Below are 17,809 nucleotides of genomic sequence, written 5' to 3'. Positions count from 1 at the left end.
GCTTGGTGATCGAAGCGCAACCGCCTGCCCAGCCGGCCACGCTCCGCCGGGCCGTGACCGACGACGAGAGTCGCGTCGCGAGCCGGCATTGGTGGGACCTGGACGCCGACGACTACCAGGAGGAGCACGGGGCCTTTCTGGGTGACGTGGATTTCGTCTGGTGCCCGGAGGGGCTGCGGGAGGCGGACGCGCGGTTGCTCGGTGACGTGCGCGGGCAGCGGGTGCTGGAGCTGGGGTGCGGTGCCGCGGCGGCCGCGCGGTGGCTCGACGGGCAGGGCGCCGAGGTGGTCGCGATGGATCTGAGCGGGGGGATGCTGCGCCAGGCGCAGCGGGCCTCCGACCGTTCGGGCGTACGCGTGCCGCTCGTGCAAGCGGATGCCCTCGCGCTGCCGTTCGCGACTGGGGCGTTCGATGTGGTGTGCACGGCCTTCGGGGCGATCCCGTTCGTCGCCGATTCCGAGGCGGTGATGCGCGAAGTGGCGCGGGTGCTGCGACCCGGCGGGAAATGGGTGTTCTCGATCACGCATCCGATGCGGTGGATCTTCCTCGACGATCCGGGTGAGAACGGGTTGCTGGCGGTTCACCCCTATTTCGACCGCCGGCCGTATGTGGAGCAGGACAGCGCGGGCGTGCCGACATATGTGGAACAGCATCGAACCCTCGGCGACCGCATCCGTGAACTCGTCGCGGCCGGCTTCGTGCTGACCGATCTCATCGAGCCGGAATGGCCGGAGGGCCACGACGAGATCTGGGGGCAGTGGAGCCCGCTGCGCGGCAGGCTGTTCCCGGGCACCGCGATATTCGTCAGTTATCGGGCCTGATCACCGGGTACCAGCAGGTCATGAGCGTGAAAAAGGGCGACAAGGTGACCTGGAAGAGCCACGGCAACACGGTGCACGGGACGGTCGAGAAGAAGATCACGTCCCGCACGTCGGAGGCCGGCCGCACGGTGGACGCCTCCAAGGACGAACCCCAATACAAGGTCAAGAGCGACAAGACCGGGGGTACGGCGGTCCACAAAGAGGGAGCGCTGAAGCATGACAAATGACACGTACGCGGATTTCCGCGAAGCGGTGAACATGTCCGCCTCGGAACTCGAGAAGTGGCTGAACACGGACGAGTCGCAGGAAGTGGGCCAGAAATCCTCCAGCGGCGCCGAGTCGGTCGGGCACGACAGCGGGCGGAAGATCATCTCGCTTCTGCACAAGAAGAAGGCGGACCTCGACGACGCCGACGAGGCGCACATGCGCAAGGTCGTCGGGTACGTCCACCGCCATCTGGCACAGCGGCCGTCCGGGGATGTCAAGGAGACGAAGTGGCGGTACTCGCTGATGAACTGGGGACATGATCCGCTGAAGAAGTAGCCGGATCGGATCGCGGCTTGACAGTGCCCGTGGGAGGGGCGCCCGGCGGCTGGCGTGCGTTCGCCGGCGCGCTCCGTGCGCCAGCGCGGGGCTTCGGCTGGGCGGCGGGTGGCCCTTCAGGGCGCCGGGACCACGCCGCCGGACGGCGGGGTGGCCGACGTCGGCCGCCGAGTTCGCGCTGTCGATCCGTTGCCGTCGTGCCGGGGGGTGCTGCGCCAAGGTGACCGGGGTACGGCACGAGGCTCATGGCGGCCCGGGGCGCGGCCTCCTGAAGGGGCGGGTTGGGCCGCGCAGGCGATCGATGCCTCGCTACTCCGCACGCGGCTGGCGGGATTGCTTTCAGAGGATCGCGGCTACGGTGCGGAAAGCGGCGGTAGACGCAGTGCCCCACTGCGCCATCGGCCAGAAGGCGGCGGCCACAACGTCCGAGGTCGGCGAGAGGCACCGCGCCCTCTCTGCGCCTCCGGCCAGCGACGGTCAGACGGCAGCGGCCACAACGCCGACGTGGGCAACAGGCTCCATGCCCCACTGCGCCATCGGCCAGAAGTCGGCTGCCGCAGTGCCAGCGTCGGCGAGGGGCGGCCCCTCTGCCCTTTGCGCGCGACTGGCCGGCCGGAAGTCAGACGATGGGGCCTTTGACCGCTCCGCGCGACCGGCCGGGCGCGGACCAGCAGGACCGCGCAGGCCGCCGCGACGAGGTCACGCGATCGACCCTTCGGCCTCGCCGCGCGACCGGACGGGCTGAAGTCAGGCGATGGGCCCTTTGCCCTTTACGCGGCGCCGGCCGGGCTGAGGTCAGATGGCGGCGGACACGGTGCCGATGTCGAGGAGGCCTGCGAGGAGGGCCAGCGCCGCAGGCACCAGGCGGTAGTAGACCCAGGTGCCGCGCCGGTCGCTGTCCACCAGGCCTGCCTCGCGGAGGACCTTGAGGTGGTGGGAGATCGTCGGGCCGGTCAGCTTGAACGCGCCCGTCAGGTCGCAGACGCACACCTCGCCGCCGCCCGCCGAGGCGATCATGGAGAGGAGGCGGAGGCGTACGGGGTCGCCCAGGGCCTTGAACATGGGCGCGAGAGCGCGCGCCTGGTCGGCCTCGAGGGGCCGGCGCACGACGGGCGCCCAGGCACCCGACAGCGATGTCATGTCGATGGAAGTGCTCGGCATCAGCCCACCCTTGCAGAGCGCGGCAACTCATCCGAACAAGAAACTGACAACTCACTCCTGAGCGCGAGACCGTCGTTGCGGACAGCCAGAATGCATTACGTAACAATGCATTGCGGGTGGGCGCGAAGTCGGCCGGGGTCGTGGAGTGAGCTGCATATTCCGAGGTGGACGGTCGTTCGAGCGGGTTCCGCGGACTCCTGAAGTCGGTGATTCGAGGTACGCCCGAAGGGGCGCGAACGATGCCCGAACGGACCACGGGACCCACGCATCTTCGGTACCTCGATCGGCGTGAAACTGGACCTCTGATCGGGCTGAAGCCGCAGATGTTGCGGGAATTCAAAGAGTCGGAAATCCGCCAGTGCGTCGTCACGGCTCGTGAGCGGCTCGGTAATCGCAGTGGCGAAGTCGTTGTGGCCGAGCCGCGCCGCCCCAGCCACGTGACCGAGCGGCGAGACCGAACGGCGAGACCGAACCGCGTGGCCGCGCGGCGAGACCGAACCGCGTGGCCGCGCGGCGAGACCGAACCGCGTGGCCGCGCGGCGAGACCGAACCGCGTGGCCGCGCGGCGAGACCGAACGGCGAGACCGAGCCGCGCTCTGGTGGAGCAAGCGGCAGCCGGCAGACGGGAAGCACGCGCCGCCGTCGACAGAGGCGACGCGCGAGAGACCACCGGCGAAGGCCGCGAGGCAAAGACCGGGGCGGGAAGGACGGGTGGGGCAGAAAGCGCGCCGCCGAAGGTCACGCGGGCGGAGACACCGCGCCGCCAAGGCCACACGGGCCAGACCTCACCGGCTGAAAGGCCATCCGGGCACTCGGCACGCAGGGCAGCGGGCAGCAGGCGACGGCGGGCAGCGGGCAGCAGGCGACGGCGGGCAGCGGGCAGCAGGCAGCGGGCAGCAGGCAGCAGGCGACGGCGGGCAGCGAGGCGGCAGGCAGCGAGGCGGCAGGCGACGGACAGGACGCGCGCGATCAGGCCTCGTGGACGGGTTCGTTGCTGGGCCCGGCCGACAGGGCCGCCCTCCGCCCACCGGAAGCAGACACCTGCGCGCTTAAGGACGGCAGAAGCCGCCACCGGCCACCGCGAGCGGGCAGTGGAAGGGCTTCGGACGGCAGCGGTCCCGCCGCCGCTCCCACCGGAGCGGCGGCGTTGGGCTTCGCGGGGTTAGTGGTCGGCGCTGTTCCAGTCGTGGCCGAGGCCTACCGAGACCTCGAGGGGGACCGACAGGGGGTAGGCCGCGCCCATTTCTCGGCGGACGAGGGATTCGAGGGGTTCGCGTTCGCCGGGGGCTACGTCGAAGACGAGTTCGTCGTGGACCTGGAGGAGCATGCGGGACTTGAGGCCGGCTTCGCGGATCGCCGTGTCGATGTGGAGCATCGCGAGTTTGATGATGTCGGCTGCGGAGCCCTGGATGGGGGCGTTGAGGGCCATGCGTTCGGCCATTTCGCGGCGTTGGCGGTTGTCGCTGCTCAGGTCCGGCAGGTAGCGGCGGCGGCCGAGGATGGTGGCCGTGTAGCCGTCCTGGACCGCTCGGCGGACCACGGCCTGGAGGTAGTCGCGGACGCCGCCGAAGCGTTCGAAGTATTCGGCCATCAGGCCACGGGCTTCCTCCGTGGTGATGGTCAGCTGGTTGGAGAGGCCGAAGGCGCTGAGACCGTACGCGAGGCCGTAGTTCATCGCCTTGATCTTGCGGCGCTGGTCGGGGACGACCTCCTCGACCGGGACGTGGAAGACCGAGGAGGCGGTGGCCGCGTGGAAGTCGGCGCCGGAGTTGAAGGCCGCGATGAGCGCCTCGTCGCCGGAGAGGTGGGCCATGATGCGCATCTCGATCTGGCTGTAGTCGGCCGTCATCAGCGACTCGTAGCCCTCCCCCACCACGAAGGCGCGGCGGATGCGGCGGCCCTCCTCGGTGCGGATGGGGATGTTCTGCAGGTTGGGGTCGGTCGAGGAGAGCCGGCCGGTGGCCGCCACGGTCTGGTTGAACGTGGTGTGGATGCGTCCGTCCTCGGAGACCGACTTGAGCAGCCCGTCCACGGTGGACTTCAGCTTGGCCACGTCGCGGTGGCGCAGCAGGTGCTCGAGCAGCGGGTCGCCGGTCTGGGCGAAGAGGTTCTGCAGCGCGTCGGCGTCGGTGGTGTAGCCGGACTTGATGCGCTTGGTCTTGGGCAGGTTGCGCTCGACGAAGAGGATCTCCTGCAGCTGCTTGGGTGAGCCGAGGTTGAACTCACGCCCGACCACCTCGTGCGCCGCCTGCTGGGCCGCCTTCACCTCGGCGGCGAAGTGCGCCTCCAGCTCGGAGAGGTAGTGCGTGTCGGCCGCGATGCCGACGTACTCCATCTCGCCCAGCACGATCTCCAGCGGCTGCTCGACCTCGGCGAGCAGGCGCTGGGAGGCGCCGTCGTCGCGGGAGAGCTCCTCGATGAGGGTGTCGGCGAGATCGAGCGTGGCGCGGGCGCGGAGCATGACGTTCTGCTCGGCGGCGCCGTCGTCGCCGAGGCCGTCCAGCGTGAGCTGGCCGTCCTGGGGGGCGTCGACGCGCAGCTCCCGCTTGAGGTAGCGCAGGGCCAGGTCGGTGAGGTCGTACGCCCGCTGGTCGGGCTTGGCGAGGTAGGCGGCGAGGGCGGTGTCGACGCGGACGCCGGCGAGCGACCAGCCGTGCGCCCGGAACGCCAGCATCGCCGGCTTGGCGTCGTGGATGATCTTCGGCCGCTCGGGGTCGGCGAGCCAGGCGGCGACGGCGTGCTCGTCGGCCTCGTCGAGGGCGGCCGGGTCGAACCAGGCGGCCGGACCGTCGCCGGTGGCCACCGCGATGCCGGTGAGCGAGCCGGTGCCGCGGCCGAACTGGCCGGTGACGGCGACGCCGACCGGGGCGGCCGTGGCGTGCTCACCGAGCCACGCGGCCACCTCCCCCGCGCCCAGCACCGTGCCGGACAGGTCGAAGCCGGACTCCGCCTCGGGCTCCACGGCCTCGAGGTACGAGTACAGCCGCTCGCGCAGGACCCGGAACTCGAGCGCGTCGAAGACCTGGTGCACGGCCTCGCGGTCCCAGCCCTGCCACTTGACGTCCTCGGGCCGCAGCGGCAGCTCCAGGTCGCAGACCAGCGCGTTGATCTCGTAGTTGCGCATGACATCGGCGAGGTGGGCGCGCAGGTTCTCGCCGGCCTTGCCCTTGATCTCGTCGACGTGGGCGATGATGCCGTCGAGGCCGCCGTACTGATTGATCCACTTGGCGGCGGTCTTGTCGCCCACGCCGGGGACACCGGGCAGGTTGTCGCTCGCCTCGCCGACCAGCGCCGCCTTGTCGCGGTAGCGGCCGGGGGGCACGCCGTACTTCGCCTCGATGGCCTCGGGGGTCATCCGCCAGACCTCGGACACGCCACGGACCGGGTAGAGGATCGTCACGTGCTCGCCGGCGAGCTGGAACGCGTCCCGGTCACCGGTGGAGATGACCACCTCGAAGCCGGCGTCACGCGCCTGACAGGCGAGCGTGCCGATGACGTCGTCGGCCTCGTAGCCGGGTTTCTCCACCACCGGGATGCGCAGCGCCTCCAGCACCTCCTTGACCAGGCTCACCTGGCCCTGGAACGGCTGCGGCGTCTCGGAGCGGCCGGCCTTGTACTCCGCATACTTCTCCGTGCGGAAGGACTGCCGGGAGACGTCGAACGCCACCACGATGTGCGTCGGCTTCTCGTCGCGCAGCATGTTGATGAGCATCGAGGTGAAGCCGAACACGGCGTTGGTGGGTTGCCCCGTGTGCGTGGAGAAGTTGTCCACGGGCAGCGCGAAGTAGGCCCGGTAGGCCAGCGAGTGGCCGTCGAGCAGCAGCAAGCGGGGGGTCTGGGCGTCGTCGCTCACGTCCGAGAACTCTAGTCCCGGGGTACGACAACTCCGCCGACCGCCCCGCCCGCCCGAGGTCGTGTCCTGGCGGTCATGACGGCCTGCGACGGGCCCAGCTTCCGCCTCGCGGCACGGTCCGGGCGGTCGGATACAACACCGGTATCCGATCGCCCGTCCCACTTGCGAGACGAAACCCGGACTCCGTCTCGGCGTCGCCATGACCGCCAGGACACGACCTACAACACCTTGCTGAGGAATGCCTTGGTTCGTTCCTGCTGGGGATTGCTCAGGACCTCCCGCGGCGGGCCCTGCTCGACCACCACGCCGCCGTCCATGAAGATCAGCGAGTCACCCACCTCGCGGGCGAAGCCGATCTCGTGGGTGACGACGATCATGGTCATGCCGTCGCGGGCCAGGTCCTTCATCACGTCGAGCACCTCGCCCACCAGCTCGGGGTCCAGCGCGCTCGTCGGCTCGTCGAACAGCATCAGTTTCGGCCGCATGGCCAGGGCGCGCGCGATGGCCACCCGCTGCTGCTGACCACCCGACAACTGCCCGGGATAGTTCTCCACCTTCGCCCCGAGACCGACCCGTTCGAGCAGGGCGACCGCCCTGTCGCGTACCTCTGCCTTGTTCTCCTTCTTGACCCGGCAGGGGGCCTCCATGACGTTCTGCATGACCGTCATGTGCGGGAAGAGGTTGAACCGCTGGAACACCATGCCGATGGACCGCCGCTGCGCGGCGACGTCCTTCTCCTTGAGCTCGTGCAGCTTGCCGCCGCGCTCGCGGTAGCCCATGAGGTCGCCGTCCACGAAGATCCGGCCGGCGTTGATCTTCTCCAGGTGGTTGATACAGCGCAGGAAGGTCGACTTGCCGGAACCCGACGGGCCCAGCACGCACGACACCTCCCCCGGCCGCACCACCAGGTCGACGCCCTTGAGCACCTCCAAGGAGCCGAACGACTTGTGCACCGCCTCGGCGCGCACCATCTCGTCGGTCATATCCCCGCTCCTCCCGGCCCCGACGCCGGCCCCTGATAGGACGCGACCCCGCCCTGCTCGGCGGCGATGCCCTGCAGCTTCTGGCGGGCCTTGCCGGCGGCGCCGTAGCCCTTGCCGAAGTGTCGCTCGACGAAGAACTGGGCGACCATCAGGACGCTGCAGATGATCAGATACCAGATCACCGCGGCGACCAGCACGGGCAGAACCACGAACGTCCGGGCCTTGATGGCGTTGAGCTGGAAGAACAATTCATAGGTCACGGGTACGAAGGCCACCAGCGAGGTGTCCTTGACCATGGCGATGACCTCGTTGCCGGTCGGCGGCACGATCACCCGCATCGCCTGTGGCAGGACGACCCGCCGCAGCACCTGGCCGCGCGAGAGGCCCAACGCGACCGCGGCCTCGGTCTGGCCCGGATCGATCGACTGGATGCCCGCGCGCACGATCTCGGCCATGTAGGCGGCCTCCGACAGACCCAGCGCGAGCATGCCGGCGACGAAGCCGGCGAGCAGGTCGCTGGCCTTGACGCTGTAGAACTGCGCGTTGAGGTCGTCGATGCCGAACAGCTTGCCGATCTGCTGGTCGAACGGCAGACCGAAGCCGATGCGGTCCCACAGGATGTTCAGGTTGCCGAAGAGGATCGCGAGCACGAGCCGCGGCACCGCCCGGAAGAACCAGGTGTAGATCCACGCCACCCAGCTCAGGATCGGATTGTCCGACAACCGCATGACGGCGATGACCACGCCCAGCACGACGCCGATCAGCATCGACGAGACGGTCAGCAGGATCGTGCCACGCAGCCCCTCCAGCACCGGCTCGGTGAACATGACGCCGCGCTTGCCGGGCTCGTACGAGGAGAACATGAACGACCAGCGGAACTGGTCGTTCGTGACAAGCAGGTGCACGAACATCGCGGTGAGCACCGCGAGCACCGCGATGGCCAGCCATCGCCCGGGGTGCCGCACGGGCACGGCCTTGATCGCCTCAGGCCGTGCCCGTCCGGTGGTGTCCTGGTCGCTCATCCGCGGGTCAGGAGACCTGCGGGTTGACGGCCGGGTCCTTGATCGCGCCGGCCTCGACGCCCCACTTGCTGAGGATCGTCTGGTACGTGCCGTCCGCGATCAGAGCCTCCAGCGCGCCCTCGATCGCCGCGCCGAGCTCCGTCTGGGCCTTGGGCAGCACGTAGCCGTACGGGGCCGAGTCGTAGATGTCGCCGACCAGGGCCAGCTGGCCGTTGGTCTGCTTGACCGCGTACGCGCACACCGGCGAGTCGGCCAGCATCGCGTCGTCCTTGCCGGTCACGACGGCGTTGGTCGCGTCGCTCTGGGCCTGGTACTGGTCGATCGTGATCTTCGGCTTGCCGGCGTCGGTGCACTTCTTCGAGCGCGCCTTGATGTCGTCCACCTGCACGGTCGCGGTCTGCACCGCGATCTTCTTGCCGCAGGCGTCGTCGGCGTTGATCGTGGTGCCGGCCTTGGCCGCCCACTGAGTGCCCGCCGAGAAGTAGGAAACCATCGTGGCTTCCTTCAGACGGTCGGGGTTCACCGTGAACGAGGAGACGCCGATCGTGTACTTACCCGAGCTCACGCCCGGGATGATGCTGTCGAACGTCGCCGACTGCCACTCGGTCTTCAGGCCGAGCTTCTGCGCGACCGCGTTGAACAGGTCGACGTCGAAGCCCTTGACCGTCTTGCCGTCGGCGTCCAGGAACTCGCTCGGCGCGTACGAGGAGTCCGTACCGATGACGAACTTGCCGGCCGACTTGAGCTCGGCCGGGACCTTGTCCGCCAGGGCGGTGTCGGCCGAGGCCGACGGCACCGGGGCGCCCGAGCCGGTGTCGTTGCCGGACTCCTCGCCGCAGGCGGCCAGCGACACGGTCATCGCGGCCGCGACGGCCAGGCCGAGGATCGCCCGGCGGCCAGATGAGATGCGGAACATCGTCAGTTACTCCTTATTGCGGGGGTGGCTCAGGCGACACCCAGGTAGGCGTCCTTCACCGAGGGATCGTGCAGCAGTTCCGCGCCGGTACCGGACTTGACGATCCGGCCGGTCTCCAGCACGTACGCGCGGTGCGCACGCGACAGGGCCTGCTGGGCGTTCTGCTCCACCAGCAGGACGGTCGTGCCCTGCTGGTTGATCTCGACGATGATGTCGAAGATCTGCTGGATCAGCATGGGCGCGAGACCCATCGACGGCTCGTCGAGCAGCAGCAGCTTCGGCCGGCTCATCAGCGCGCGACCGACCGCCAGCATCTGCTGCTCACCGCCGGACATCGTGCCGCCGACCTGCTTCTCCCGCTCCTTGAGCCGGGGGAACAGGCTGAAGGCCCGGTCCATGTCCTCCTTGATCTCGGCGCGGTTCCGGCGCGTGTAGGCGCCCATCTCCAGGTTCTCGCGCACGGTCATGCCGGGGAAGATGCCGCGGCCCTCCGGCGACTGCGAGACACCCCGGACGACGCGCAGATCCGCGCGCATCTTCGTGATGTCCTCGCCGTTGAACCTGATGGCGCCCTGCGCCACCGGGCGCAGCCCCGAGATCGCCCGCATGGTCGTCGTCTTGCCGGCGCCGTTCGCACCGATGAGCGCCACGATCTCGCCCTCGCCGACGGTCATGCTGATGCCGTGCAGGGCCTGGATGCGGCCGTACAGCAGCGTCACGTCCTGCAACTCAAGCAGCATCGGTCGGGACCCCCAGGTACGCCGCGATCACCTTCGGGTCGTCCCGCACCTCGGCGGGCGTACCCTCGGCGATCTTCTTGCCGAACTCCAGCACCACGATCCGGTCGGTGACGCCCATGACCAGGCGCATGTCGTGCTCGATGAGCAGCACGGTGACCCCGGTGTCGCGGATCTTGCGGATGAGCCCGAGCAGCTCCTCCTTCTCCGCGGGCGTGAAGCCGGCCGCCGGCTCGTCGAGGCACAGCAGCGTCGGGTTGGTCGCCAGGGCCCGGGCGATCTCCAGCCGGCGCTGCTCGCCGTACGAGAGATTGCGGGAGATCTCCCCCGCCCGCCGCTCGATGCCCACGAAGCGCAACAGCTCCAGGCTCTTCTCCCGGCCGGCCTTCTCCTCCTGCCAGTGCCGGGGAAGCCGGAACAACGCGCCGATCACGCTGGTCTTGTGGTGCGCGTCCGCGCCCACCATGACGTTCTCCAGCGCGGTCATCTCCGGGAACAGCCGCACGTTCTGGAACGTACGGGCGATGCCGCCACGGGTGATCTCGTGCTTCTTCTTGCCGACGATCGACTCGCCCTGGAAGCGGATCGCGCCGCTGGTCGGCCGGTAGACGCCGGTCATGGCGTTGAAGCACGTCGTCTTGCCCGCGCCGTTCGGGCCGATCAGCCCGAAGATCTCACCCTTGCGCAGCGAGAAGCTGACGTCGTTGAGCGCGACCACGCCGCCGAAGCGCAGCGTGACGTGGTCGACCTCGAGCAGAAGATCGCCCCGGCCGTCCGAGAGCTGCGGCTCGCGCACCGTCTTGCCGACGGTCCCCGTGGGCATCGCCCGGTCCACCGGACGGGCGTTCGCCGCGTCCAGCTCCTGCGGCGTCTCGATGTGTGGCTCGCTCACTGCGGAGCCACCTCCTTCTCACGGTCCTTGAGCTCCATCGCCCGGCGGCGGCTCGGGATGATGCCCTGCGGCCGGAAGATCATGATCGCGATGATCACCAGGCCGAAGATCGCGAAGCGGAACCCGAACAGGTCCGTGTGGAAGATCGGGTCCTCGATGCCGCGCAACCGGTCCGGGATGTAGGAGATCAGCGCACCACCGAGGATGGCGCCGAAGATGTTGCCCGAACCACCCATGACCACGCCGGCGAGCACCAGGATCGAGAACTGCAGGATGAACGTCTGCGAGTTCATGAAGCCCTGCTGACCGGCGAACATGACGCCGCCCAGGCCACCGATGAACGCGCCGATCGCGAACGCCCACAGCTTGTACTTGATCGTGCGCACGCCCATGATCTCGGCGGCCTCCTCGTCCTCGCGGATCGCGAGCCACGAGCGGCCGACCCGGCTGCGGTCGAGGTTCCGCACGCCGAAGATGACCAGGATGATCACCGAGAGGCCCAGCCAGTAGTACGGCGTGGCGTCCGCCACCCCGAAGATCGGCTTGCCGTCGGCGTACGAGCCCGGCGGGTGCGGGATGTCCGAGAAGCCGCGGTCACCGCGCAGCGTCTCCGAACTCGTCGCGAAGATGCGGATGATCTCGGCGAAGCCCAGCGTCACGATCGCGAGGTAGTCGCCGCGCAGCCGCAGCGTCGGCCAGCCCAGGATCAGGCCGGAGACCATGGTGATCGCCAGGGCGATCGGGATGGACGCGAGCCACGCCCACTCGGTGTGCAGGACGCTGTCCGGCGACGTCAGCATCGCGACGGTGTACGCACCGACCGCGAAGAAGCCGACGTACCCGAGGTCGAGCAGGCCCGCGAAGCCGACGACCACGTTCAGGCCGAGAGCCAGCAGCACGTAGTACGAGATGTTGAACAGGGCGCTCGGCCAGTCGATGCCCTGGGTGACGATCTGCGGGCCGATCACGGGGACGTCGCCCACGTACGGCAGCAGGAACGCCAGCACGGCGAAGACGATGCTCAGCGCCGTACGGACCGCCCAGTGCTGACGGCCGAACCAGCCGCGCACGCCGCCGGACGTACGCCAGTTCTTCTTCTCGGCTTCCGGCACCGCGCCGGTCGCCGGGGATTCGGTCGTCGTCATGCGCGTGCCCTCCCCAGACTCTCACCCAGCAGGCCCGTCGGGCGGACCAGCAGGATCAACACCAGCAGGACGAACGAAGCGGCGTGCAGCCACTGCGTCCCGAACAGGCCGGCAGCGTAGTTCTGCAGGACGCCCAGCAGCAGGCCGCCCAGCAGAGCCCCGCGCAGGTTGCCGATGCCGCCGAGGACGGCCGCGGTGAACGCCTCGATGCCCAGCAGGAAGCCGGCGTCGAACCGGGTCACGCCGATTTTCAGGTCGTACATGACCGCGGCGATACCGGCCATCAGGCCACCGATGAGGAACACCAGGGCGATGACACGGCTCTTGTTGACGCCCATGAGCGCCGCGCTGTCCGGATTCTGCGCCACTGCGCGGATACCGCGGCCGAGCCGGGAACGGTTGATGAAGCGGTCGAGCACGAACATCGCCACGAGCGCCAGCACGATGATCAGAATCTGCAGATTCGTCACGTGCATGTTGCCGATCACGACGACGTCGGTCGGCCGGATCAGCGGTGGCACACCGGTGATGTTGCGCTTGGTGACCACGCCGACGGTCTCCGAGATGAACAGGGAGGCGCCGATCGCGGTGATGAGGAACGCGAGCGGCGGTGCGTTACGGCGGCGCAGCGGCCGGTAGGCCACGAGCTCGACGCCGAGAGCGGTCAGACCGGAGATGACGATCGCCGCGAGAAGGCCCAGCAGCAGGTAGCCGAGGACCGCAGCAACGTTGGGGGTGGCCGAGTTCTGGTCCAGCCCGAAGAGTCCCCACACGATCAGGCACGCGTAGGAACCGAGCAGGAAGACCTCGGAGTGGGCGAAGTTGATCAGGCGAAGCACGCCGTAGACCAGGGTGTATCCCAGGGCGAACAGCGCGATGATCGCGCCCTGGGCAAGTCCCGTGATCGTGAGCGGTCCGAAGTCCTGAATCAGACCGGAGAAGTTCACAAGGGGCTCCTGAAACGAAGAGGTCGGTGCGGCCGGAGATCATCCGGCCACACCGGCCCTACAGCGAGGTACAGCAGAATCAGGAGGTCTTGACCTCTTGGTCCGCGACGGTGTTGCCGCTGGCGTCGAACTTGAACGCCCACACCTTGATGGAGTCGGGGTCGAGCTCGCCCGTGGCGGTCCACTTGTAGGTGTTCGCGATACCGGTGTAGTTGACCGTCGAGAGGTAGGTGTTCATCTTCTCGGTGGTGGTGTTACCGGCGTCGATACCGGCCAGGAAGATGTTCGCGGCGTCGAAGGCGACGTCGCTGTACGTACCGGCGTCGACGTTCCACTGCTTCTTGTAGTCCGCGACGAACGTGCCGCCCGCCTTCTCCGGCGGGGAGCAGGGGCAGGTGACGACGGTGCCGGCCGCCGCGGCGTTGCCCGCCGCCTTCGCCAGGCCCGGGTCCTTCATGCCGTCGCCGCCGACCAGCACGCCCTTCCAGTTCGCAGCCGTCAGCTGCTTACGGATGAGGCCGCCGTTCTGGTAGTAGCCGCCGTAGAACATCGCCGTCGCGCCCGACGACACGACCTTCTGCACGACCGCGGAGAAGTCGGTCTGCTTGCCGTCCGCCTCGGTCTTGTCCGTCGCGACGACGGAGCTGCCCAGCGTCTTCTTCACCACGTCGGCCAGGCCCGCGCCGTACGCCGACTGGTCGTCCGCGACGAAGACCTTCTGCGCCTTCAGAACGTCCTTGATGTAGTTGGCCGCAGCCGGACCCTGGGCGTCGTCGTTCGCGACCGCCCGGTGGAACGTCTTCCAGCCGTTCGCCGACAGCGAGACGCGCGTCGCGGACGGGGTGATCGCCGGGATGCCGGCCTCTTCGAAAATGGGGTCCGCGGCCTCGGACTCGCCGGAGAACGGCGGGCCGACGATGCCGAGGATCTTCTTGTCCGCGACGAGGTTACGAGCAACACCCGGGGCGACGGCCGGCTCGCCCTGCGAGTCGAACTTGCCCACCGTGATGCACTCGGAGCCCTTCTTGGCGTTGTACTGCTTGATCGCGAGCTCGAAGCCCTGCTCGATGTTCACACCGAGGTTCGCCGCGGAACCCGTCAGGGCGCCGAAGAACGCGAGCTTGTAGCCGCAGTTACCACTGGCCGAGTCGTCAGAGCTGCTGCTGCTGTTGCAGGCAGCGGCACCGGCGACGAGGCCGATCACGGCCAGCCCACCGATGGCTCGTGCGAGAACCTGCCTCAAGGTTGGAACCCTCCTCCATACCGAACCCACCGAGCCACCGCAGGTCGATTGGCACTTGCGCACCACGACGCCACCGCGCCCGTCATGGGGCGGGACGCTATCCCACAGGCCGGGGAACAGGTAAGTGTTCACACGGGCATTCACCGAACCGTTACGTCCGGTGATCCTCGGGCAGGGAACGTGTAATAAACAGGCAGTTCTCAGGGGGTCGTGGGCGAGGGTGCGGGGGGCTCCGGCGCTTACTCATCGGGCCGCGTCGGCGCTCGCCGGCGGTCGGCGCTCCCGGCGGGCCGGGTCGCTCGGCCGGCGAGCCGGGTTGTCGTCCGCCCGCCGGCTCTGCGGTCGGCGGGCGGGGGCCCGCCGGCTCTGCGGTCGGCGGGCGAGGGCCCGCCGGCTCTGCGGTCGGCGGGCGAGGTCGGTCACGAGGCCGCGGTGCCCGGGGACTCCTCACCCTCCGCGAGAATGCGGTCCGCGACCTCACGCATCGTCATCCGGTGGTCCATCGCCGTGCGCTGGATCCACTTGAACGCCTGCGGCTCGGTCATCGAGTACTTCGTCATGAGCTCGCCCTTGGCGCGCTCCACCGACTTACGGGTCTCCAGCCGGTCGGTGAGACCCGCGACCTCCGACTCCAGCGCGGCGATCTCCGAATAGCGGGAGAGCGCGATCTCGATAGCCGGCACGAGATCCGACTTCTGGAACGGCTTCACCAGGTAGGCCATCGCCCCGGCGGCGCGCGCCCGCTCGACCAGATCGCGCTGGCTGAACGCGGTCAGGATGACGACCGGAGCGATGCGCCCGCCCGCGATCCGCTCGGCCGCCGCGAGCCCGTCCATGATCGGCATCTTGATGTCCAGGATCACGAGGTCCGGGGAGAGATCCTCGGCCAGCCGTACGGCGGTCTCGCCGTCGCCGGCCTCCCCGACGACGTCGTAGCCCTCCTCCACCAGCATCTCGGCCAGGTCGAGCCGGATGAGAGCCTCGTCCTCAGCGATCAACACCCGCCTGCGCTCGGCACTCGCCTGCGTGTCGGCCACGGAACCACTACCCCCAACGCTCGCCCGAAGTCGCGACACCCGGGTATCTGGGTGTCACCCCTGACAGCGTAGTGGGTAGTGTGTGTCCTGCTCGTATCGCCGTGGCCAACCCGGTTGCGAACCGGGCATGACTCGTCCCCGTAGACCAATCGGCAGAGTCGATGGACTCAAAATCCATTCAGTGTGGGTTCGAATCCCACCGGGGACACCGAAGTGTCATACCCCGCATCGACGATGGTGCGGTGCATCCACCCCACGTACGGCAGCGGGCGCTCGACCTGAGATCCGCCGGCGTGCCGTTCGCCGCCATCTGTGCGGATCTTGGCATACCCCGCGACACGATCGCGGGCTGGCTCTACCGCACGCGCGACAAGACCCCTTCCGACCCGGACCTGCGCTGCCCCTTCTGCAGCCGGCCGGCGCGCCCGGTGGACGATCCGGCGCGGTACGCCTATCTCCTCGGCATGTATCTCGGTGATGGGCACCTGCTGATGACCAGACGTGTGCCGTTGCTGACCGTGGCGTGCGACCTGCGCTATCCCGGCATCATCGCCGAGATCGAGGCGGCCATGCTGGCCTGCGGCGCCCGCCGGGTCGGCCATCAGAGGAGGGAGGGACGCGACGCCGTCCGCGCCAGCTGGATGCACTGGCCCTGCCTGCTGCCGCAGCACGGGCCGGGCAGCAAACACGACAGAACGATCGCGCTCGCCGTATGGCAAAGGGCCGTCGTGGACGCATTCCCCGGTCTATTTCTGCGGGGCCTGTTCCATTCCGACGGATGCCGTACCGGGAACAAGGTGCGCAGGGACGGAAAGGTATACGCCTATCCGCGATACATGTTCACCAACAAGTCGGCCGACATCATGCGCTTGTGCCAGGAAGCCCTCGACCGCTGCGGCGTTCCATGGCGCATGTGCAGCCCGATCCAGCTGTCCGTGGCGCGGCGGGAGGGGGTGGTGGTGCTGGACGGGGTTGTGGGGGCGAAGTTCTGACGTGTGACCGTACCGGTCATGGAGGGTCTTGGATCGGGCACCGCGGGGCTCGCGTTTTTCCGTGAAAGACCGGTTTGCCTGTCCCGGCGGTGTTGTCATGGCAGTACCAGCACTGCCAGGAGGCTTCATGTTGTGGTCCGGCTCGTCGCCCCTGACCGTCGTGCGTGACGCGATGTGGGCGTTCCTTCTGTTCGCGGGTGTGGCCTGGCTGGCGATCGGGTGGAGCGTCTTGCGGCTCGAACCCGCCGGCATCGCGGACGTGGCCGGTCCGGTCGTGCTGTTCGCCGCGGCGACCGAGGCGGTGCGGGCGTTCGCCGGGACGCGGACGTGGTGGTTGAACGCAGGCCTGGCCGTGCTGTTCGCCGCGACCGGGGTGCTGCTGATAGTCGACGGCGGCGGGTCGTGGACCACGCCGGGCGCGTTGATCGGGTGGTACCTGATGGCGCGCGGCGCCGCGGACATCGCGATCTCGATGATGACGCGGGAGACGGATCGGATCTGGGGGCTGCTCACGGTCGTCGGGGTGGCGGAGCTCGGGCTGGGGTTCTTCGGCGCGAGCTCCTATTCGCGTACGCCGGAAGTGATCGTGCTGATCCTCGCGGGAGCGGCCGTGTTGCGAGGCGTCGCCGACCTGGTGGCGTCGTTGCGGCTGCGGGAGGCGTCGGCGGTGGCGCGGGGTGAGCGGTTGCTGGAGTTGTCCGCGGAGCGGGCGATCGGTGTCGCGGGTTATTCGGCCGGGATGACGGATTTCGAGGACGCGCCGAGCCGGGGTGCACGGGCGCGGCACCGGGCCGTGGTGCGGGGATCCGCGGCCGGGATGTCGGATCTGTCGACCCCGCGACCGGCGGCCGGGGGTGTCGCGGGCGGGGGTACGGCCGGCGGCGGAATCGGCGGTGCAGCGGCGTCCGGGCACGGGGTGCCCGGCGGGCCGGCGTTCACCGGCGGGCCGGCGTTCAGCGGTGGGCACGGGTCCGGTGGTTCGGGAGGCGGCGGGGCGGCGTTCAGCGGTGGGCACGGGTCCGGCGGTTCGGGAGGCGGCGGGGCGGCGTTCAGCGGTGGGCACGGGTCCGGCGGTTCGGGAGGCGGCGGGCCGGCGTTCAGCGGCGGGCACGGGTCCGGCGGTTCGGGAGGCGGCGGGCCGGAGGCGCGGGCGGGAAGCTTTCACGACGAGGTGCTGCGAACCACTGCCGATCTGGACACGATGCTCGCGCTCGCCGGGGTCACCGGGGCCGCGGTTCCGGGGGCGGCCAAGGCTGCGGCCGAGGCCGAGGAGGTCGAGGTGCCGGACACCGCTGAGGGTGCCGAGACGCCTCCCGCCGAGGGGCACGGGGGCGAGAAGCCGGCGGTCGGCGAGGCCGCGCATGCCGTCGGCCGGGCGGAGGTACGGCGGTCGGCCGGCGGCGATGAGGTGACGGCGGCGGAGGCTTCCCCGGCCTCGCCCGCGGCGGGCTCGGCGGACGACACGGCGGTCACCCGGGGGTTGGTGGACTGATCCTCCCCTGCCCTGCCGGTGCGGG

The 17,809-nt window shown here is 69.3% G+C and carries 16 protein-coding genes and 1 tRNA gene; 6 read left to right on the top strand and 11 right to left on the bottom strand.

Going from position 1 to position 17,809, the window contains the following annotated elements:
- Nucleotides 1-5 precede the first annotated feature (5 nt).
- The 3 genes from AB0K03_RS33795 to AB0K03_RS33785 are packed head-to-tail and all read left to right on the top strand — an operon-like array spanning nt 6 to nt 1,364.
- A complete protein-coding gene (locus AB0K03_RS33795; protein WP_364693684.1) occupies nt 6-821 on the top strand; it encodes a class I SAM-dependent methyltransferase in 816 nt (271 codons plus the stop codon).
- A 20-nt stretch (nt 822-841) separates the two neighbouring features.
- The gene (locus AB0K03_RS33790; RefSeq protein ID WP_364693592.1) at nt 842-1,048 is read left to right on the top strand and encodes a DUF2945 domain-containing protein; all 207 of its coding nucleotides are present in this window, start codon (nt 842-844) and stop codon (nt 1,046-1,048) included.
- Nucleotides 1,038-1,364 (top strand): DUF3140 domain-containing protein, encoded by a 327-nt coding sequence (locus AB0K03_RS33785; protein ID WP_364693590.1) that lies wholly within the window; start codon nt 1,038-1,040, stop codon nt 1,362-1,364. The genes AB0K03_RS33790 and AB0K03_RS33785 overlap by 11 nt, the downstream gene beginning before the upstream one ends.
- Nucleotides 1,365-2,159: 795 nt before the next feature.
- Here AB0K03_RS33785 and AB0K03_RS33780 read toward each other — a convergent pair.
- From AB0K03_RS33780 to AB0K03_RS33730, 11 genes are all read right to left on the bottom strand, one after another.
- Entirely contained in the window at nt 2,160-2,525 is a 366-nt protein-coding gene (locus tag AB0K03_RS33780; protein ID WP_364693587.1) for a metalloregulator ArsR/SmtB family transcription factor, read from the bottom strand.
- A 1,162-nt stretch (nt 2,526-3,687) separates the two neighbouring features.
- Nucleotides 3,688-6,378 (bottom strand): DNA polymerase I, encoded by a 2,691-nt coding sequence (gene polA / locus AB0K03_RS33775; protein WP_364693584.1) that lies wholly within the window; start codon nt 6,376-6,378, stop codon nt 3,688-3,690.
- A 218-nt stretch (nt 6,379-6,596) separates the two neighbouring features.
- On the bottom strand, nt 6,597-7,361 hold the full coding sequence (locus AB0K03_RS33770) for an amino acid ABC transporter ATP-binding protein (protein ID WP_364693581.1): 765 nt from the start codon (nt 7,359-7,361) through the stop codon (nt 6,597-6,599).
- Nucleotides 7,358-8,383, bottom strand: a complete 1,026-nt coding sequence (locus tag AB0K03_RS33765; protein ID WP_364693579.1) for an amino acid ABC transporter permease — start codon at nt 8,381-8,383, stop codon at nt 7,358-7,360. The genes AB0K03_RS33770 and AB0K03_RS33765 overlap by 4 nt, the downstream gene beginning before the upstream one ends.
- Before the next feature lie 7 nt (nt 8,384-8,390).
- Nucleotides 8,391-9,299: an ABC transporter substrate-binding protein gene (locus AB0K03_RS33760; protein ID WP_364693576.1), complete on the bottom strand. Its 909-nt coding sequence runs from the start codon at nt 9,297-9,299 to the stop codon at nt 8,391-8,393.
- A gap of 29 nt (nt 9,300-9,328) precedes the next feature.
- Nucleotides 9,329-10,039, bottom strand: coding sequence for an ABC transporter ATP-binding protein (locus tag AB0K03_RS33755; RefSeq protein ID WP_364693573.1), 711 nt, complete (start codon nt 10,037-10,039; stop codon nt 9,329-9,331).
- Nucleotides 10,029-10,859 carry an ABC transporter ATP-binding protein gene (locus AB0K03_RS33750; RefSeq protein ID WP_364693681.1) on the bottom strand — a complete coding sequence of 277 codons (831 nt, stop codon included), beginning with the start codon at nt 10,857-10,859 and terminating at the stop codon, nt 10,029-10,031. The genes AB0K03_RS33755 and AB0K03_RS33750 overlap by 11 nt, the downstream gene beginning before the upstream one ends.
- 65 nt (nt 10,860-10,924) lie before the next feature.
- Nucleotides 10,925-12,073 (bottom strand): branched-chain amino acid ABC transporter permease, encoded by a 1,149-nt coding sequence (locus AB0K03_RS33745; protein WP_364693570.1) that lies wholly within the window; start codon nt 12,071-12,073, stop codon nt 10,925-10,927.
- Complete coding sequence (locus AB0K03_RS33740) at nt 12,070-13,020, bottom strand: branched-chain amino acid ABC transporter permease (protein WP_364693567.1); 951 nt, start codon at nt 13,018-13,020, stop codon at nt 12,070-12,072. Before AB0K03_RS33740 ends, AB0K03_RS33745 begins: the two co-directional genes overlap by 4 nt.
- A gap of 79 nt (nt 13,021-13,099) precedes the next feature.
- The gene (locus AB0K03_RS33735) at nt 13,100-14,263 is read right to left on the bottom strand and encodes a branched-chain amino acid ABC transporter substrate-binding protein (protein ID WP_364693564.1); all 1,164 of its coding nucleotides are present in this window, start codon (nt 14,261-14,263) and stop codon (nt 13,100-13,102) included.
- A gap of 419 nt (nt 14,264-14,682) precedes the next feature.
- Nucleotides 14,683-15,300, bottom strand: a complete 618-nt coding sequence (locus AB0K03_RS33730) for a response regulator (protein WP_364693561.1) — start codon at nt 15,298-15,300, stop codon at nt 14,683-14,685.
- Nucleotides 15,301-15,434: 134 nt separating this feature from the next.
- On the opposite strand from AB0K03_RS33730, the gene AB0K03_RS33725 reads away from it, so the two are divergent.
- From AB0K03_RS33725 to AB0K03_RS33715, 3 genes are all read left to right on the top strand, one after another.
- Nucleotides 15,435-15,508: transfer RNA gene (locus tag AB0K03_RS33725), tRNA-Leu, on the top strand.
- Between the two features lie 34 nt (nt 15,509-15,542).
- A complete protein-coding gene (locus tag AB0K03_RS33720; RefSeq protein ID WP_364693558.1) occupies nt 15,543-16,292 on the top strand; it encodes an LAGLIDADG family homing endonuclease in 750 nt (249 codons plus the stop codon).
- A 127-nt stretch (nt 16,293-16,419) separates the two neighbouring features.
- On the top strand, nt 16,420-17,784 hold the full coding sequence (locus AB0K03_RS33715; RefSeq protein ID WP_364693555.1) for a hypothetical protein: 1,365 nt from the start codon (nt 16,420-16,422) through the stop codon (nt 17,782-17,784).
- Nucleotides 17,785-17,809 lie beyond the last annotated feature (25 nt).

Source organism: Actinoplanes sp. NPDC049316 (genome assembly GCF_040677315.1).
Taxonomy (GTDB): domain Bacteria; phylum Actinomycetota; class Actinomycetes; order Mycobacteriales; family Micromonosporaceae; genus Actinoplanes.
The sequence above is the reverse complement of the archived record's forward strand: the minus strand, read 5'-3'. Positions and strand labels throughout refer to the sequence as shown.

Bases quoted from the DNA above. Each gene is read 5' to 3' on its own strand.
- AB0K03_RS33755 (WP_364693573.1), bottom strand. From the start codon at position 10,039: ATGCTGCTTGAGTTGCAGGACGTGACGCTGCTGTACGGCCGCATCCAG.
- AB0K03_RS33765 (WP_364693579.1), bottom strand. From the start codon at position 8,383: ATGAGCGACCAGGACACCACCGGACGGGCACGGCCTGAGGCGATCAAG.
- AB0K03_RS33780 (WP_364693587.1), bottom strand. From the start codon at position 2,525: ATGCCGAGCACTTCCATCGACATGACATCGCTGTCGGGTGCCTGGGCG.
- AB0K03_RS33745 (WP_364693570.1), bottom strand. From the start codon at position 12,073: ATGACGACGACCGAATCCCCGGCGACCGGCGCGGTGCCGGAAGCCGAG.
- AB0K03_RS33760 (WP_364693576.1), bottom strand. From the start codon at position 9,299: ATGTTCCGCATCTCATCTGGCCGCCGGGCGATCCTCGGCCTGGCCGTC.
- AB0K03_RS33715 (WP_364693555.1), top strand. From the start codon at position 16,420: ATGTTGTGGTCCGGCTCGTCGCCCCTGACCGTCGTGCGTGACGCGATG.
- AB0K03_RS33750 (WP_364693681.1), bottom strand. From the start codon at position 10,859: ATGCCCACGGGGACCGTCGGCAAGACGGTGCGCGAGCCGCAGCTCTCG.
- AB0K03_RS33790 (WP_364693592.1), top strand. From the start codon at position 842: ATGAGCGTGAAAAAGGGCGACAAGGTGACCTGGAAGAGCCACGGCAAC.
- AB0K03_RS33770 (WP_364693581.1), bottom strand. From the start codon at position 7,361: ATGACCGACGAGATGGTGCGCGCCGAGGCGGTGCACAAGTCGTTCGGC.
- AB0K03_RS33785 (WP_364693590.1), top strand. From the start codon at position 1,038: ATGACAAATGACACGTACGCGGATTTCCGCGAAGCGGTGAACATGTCC.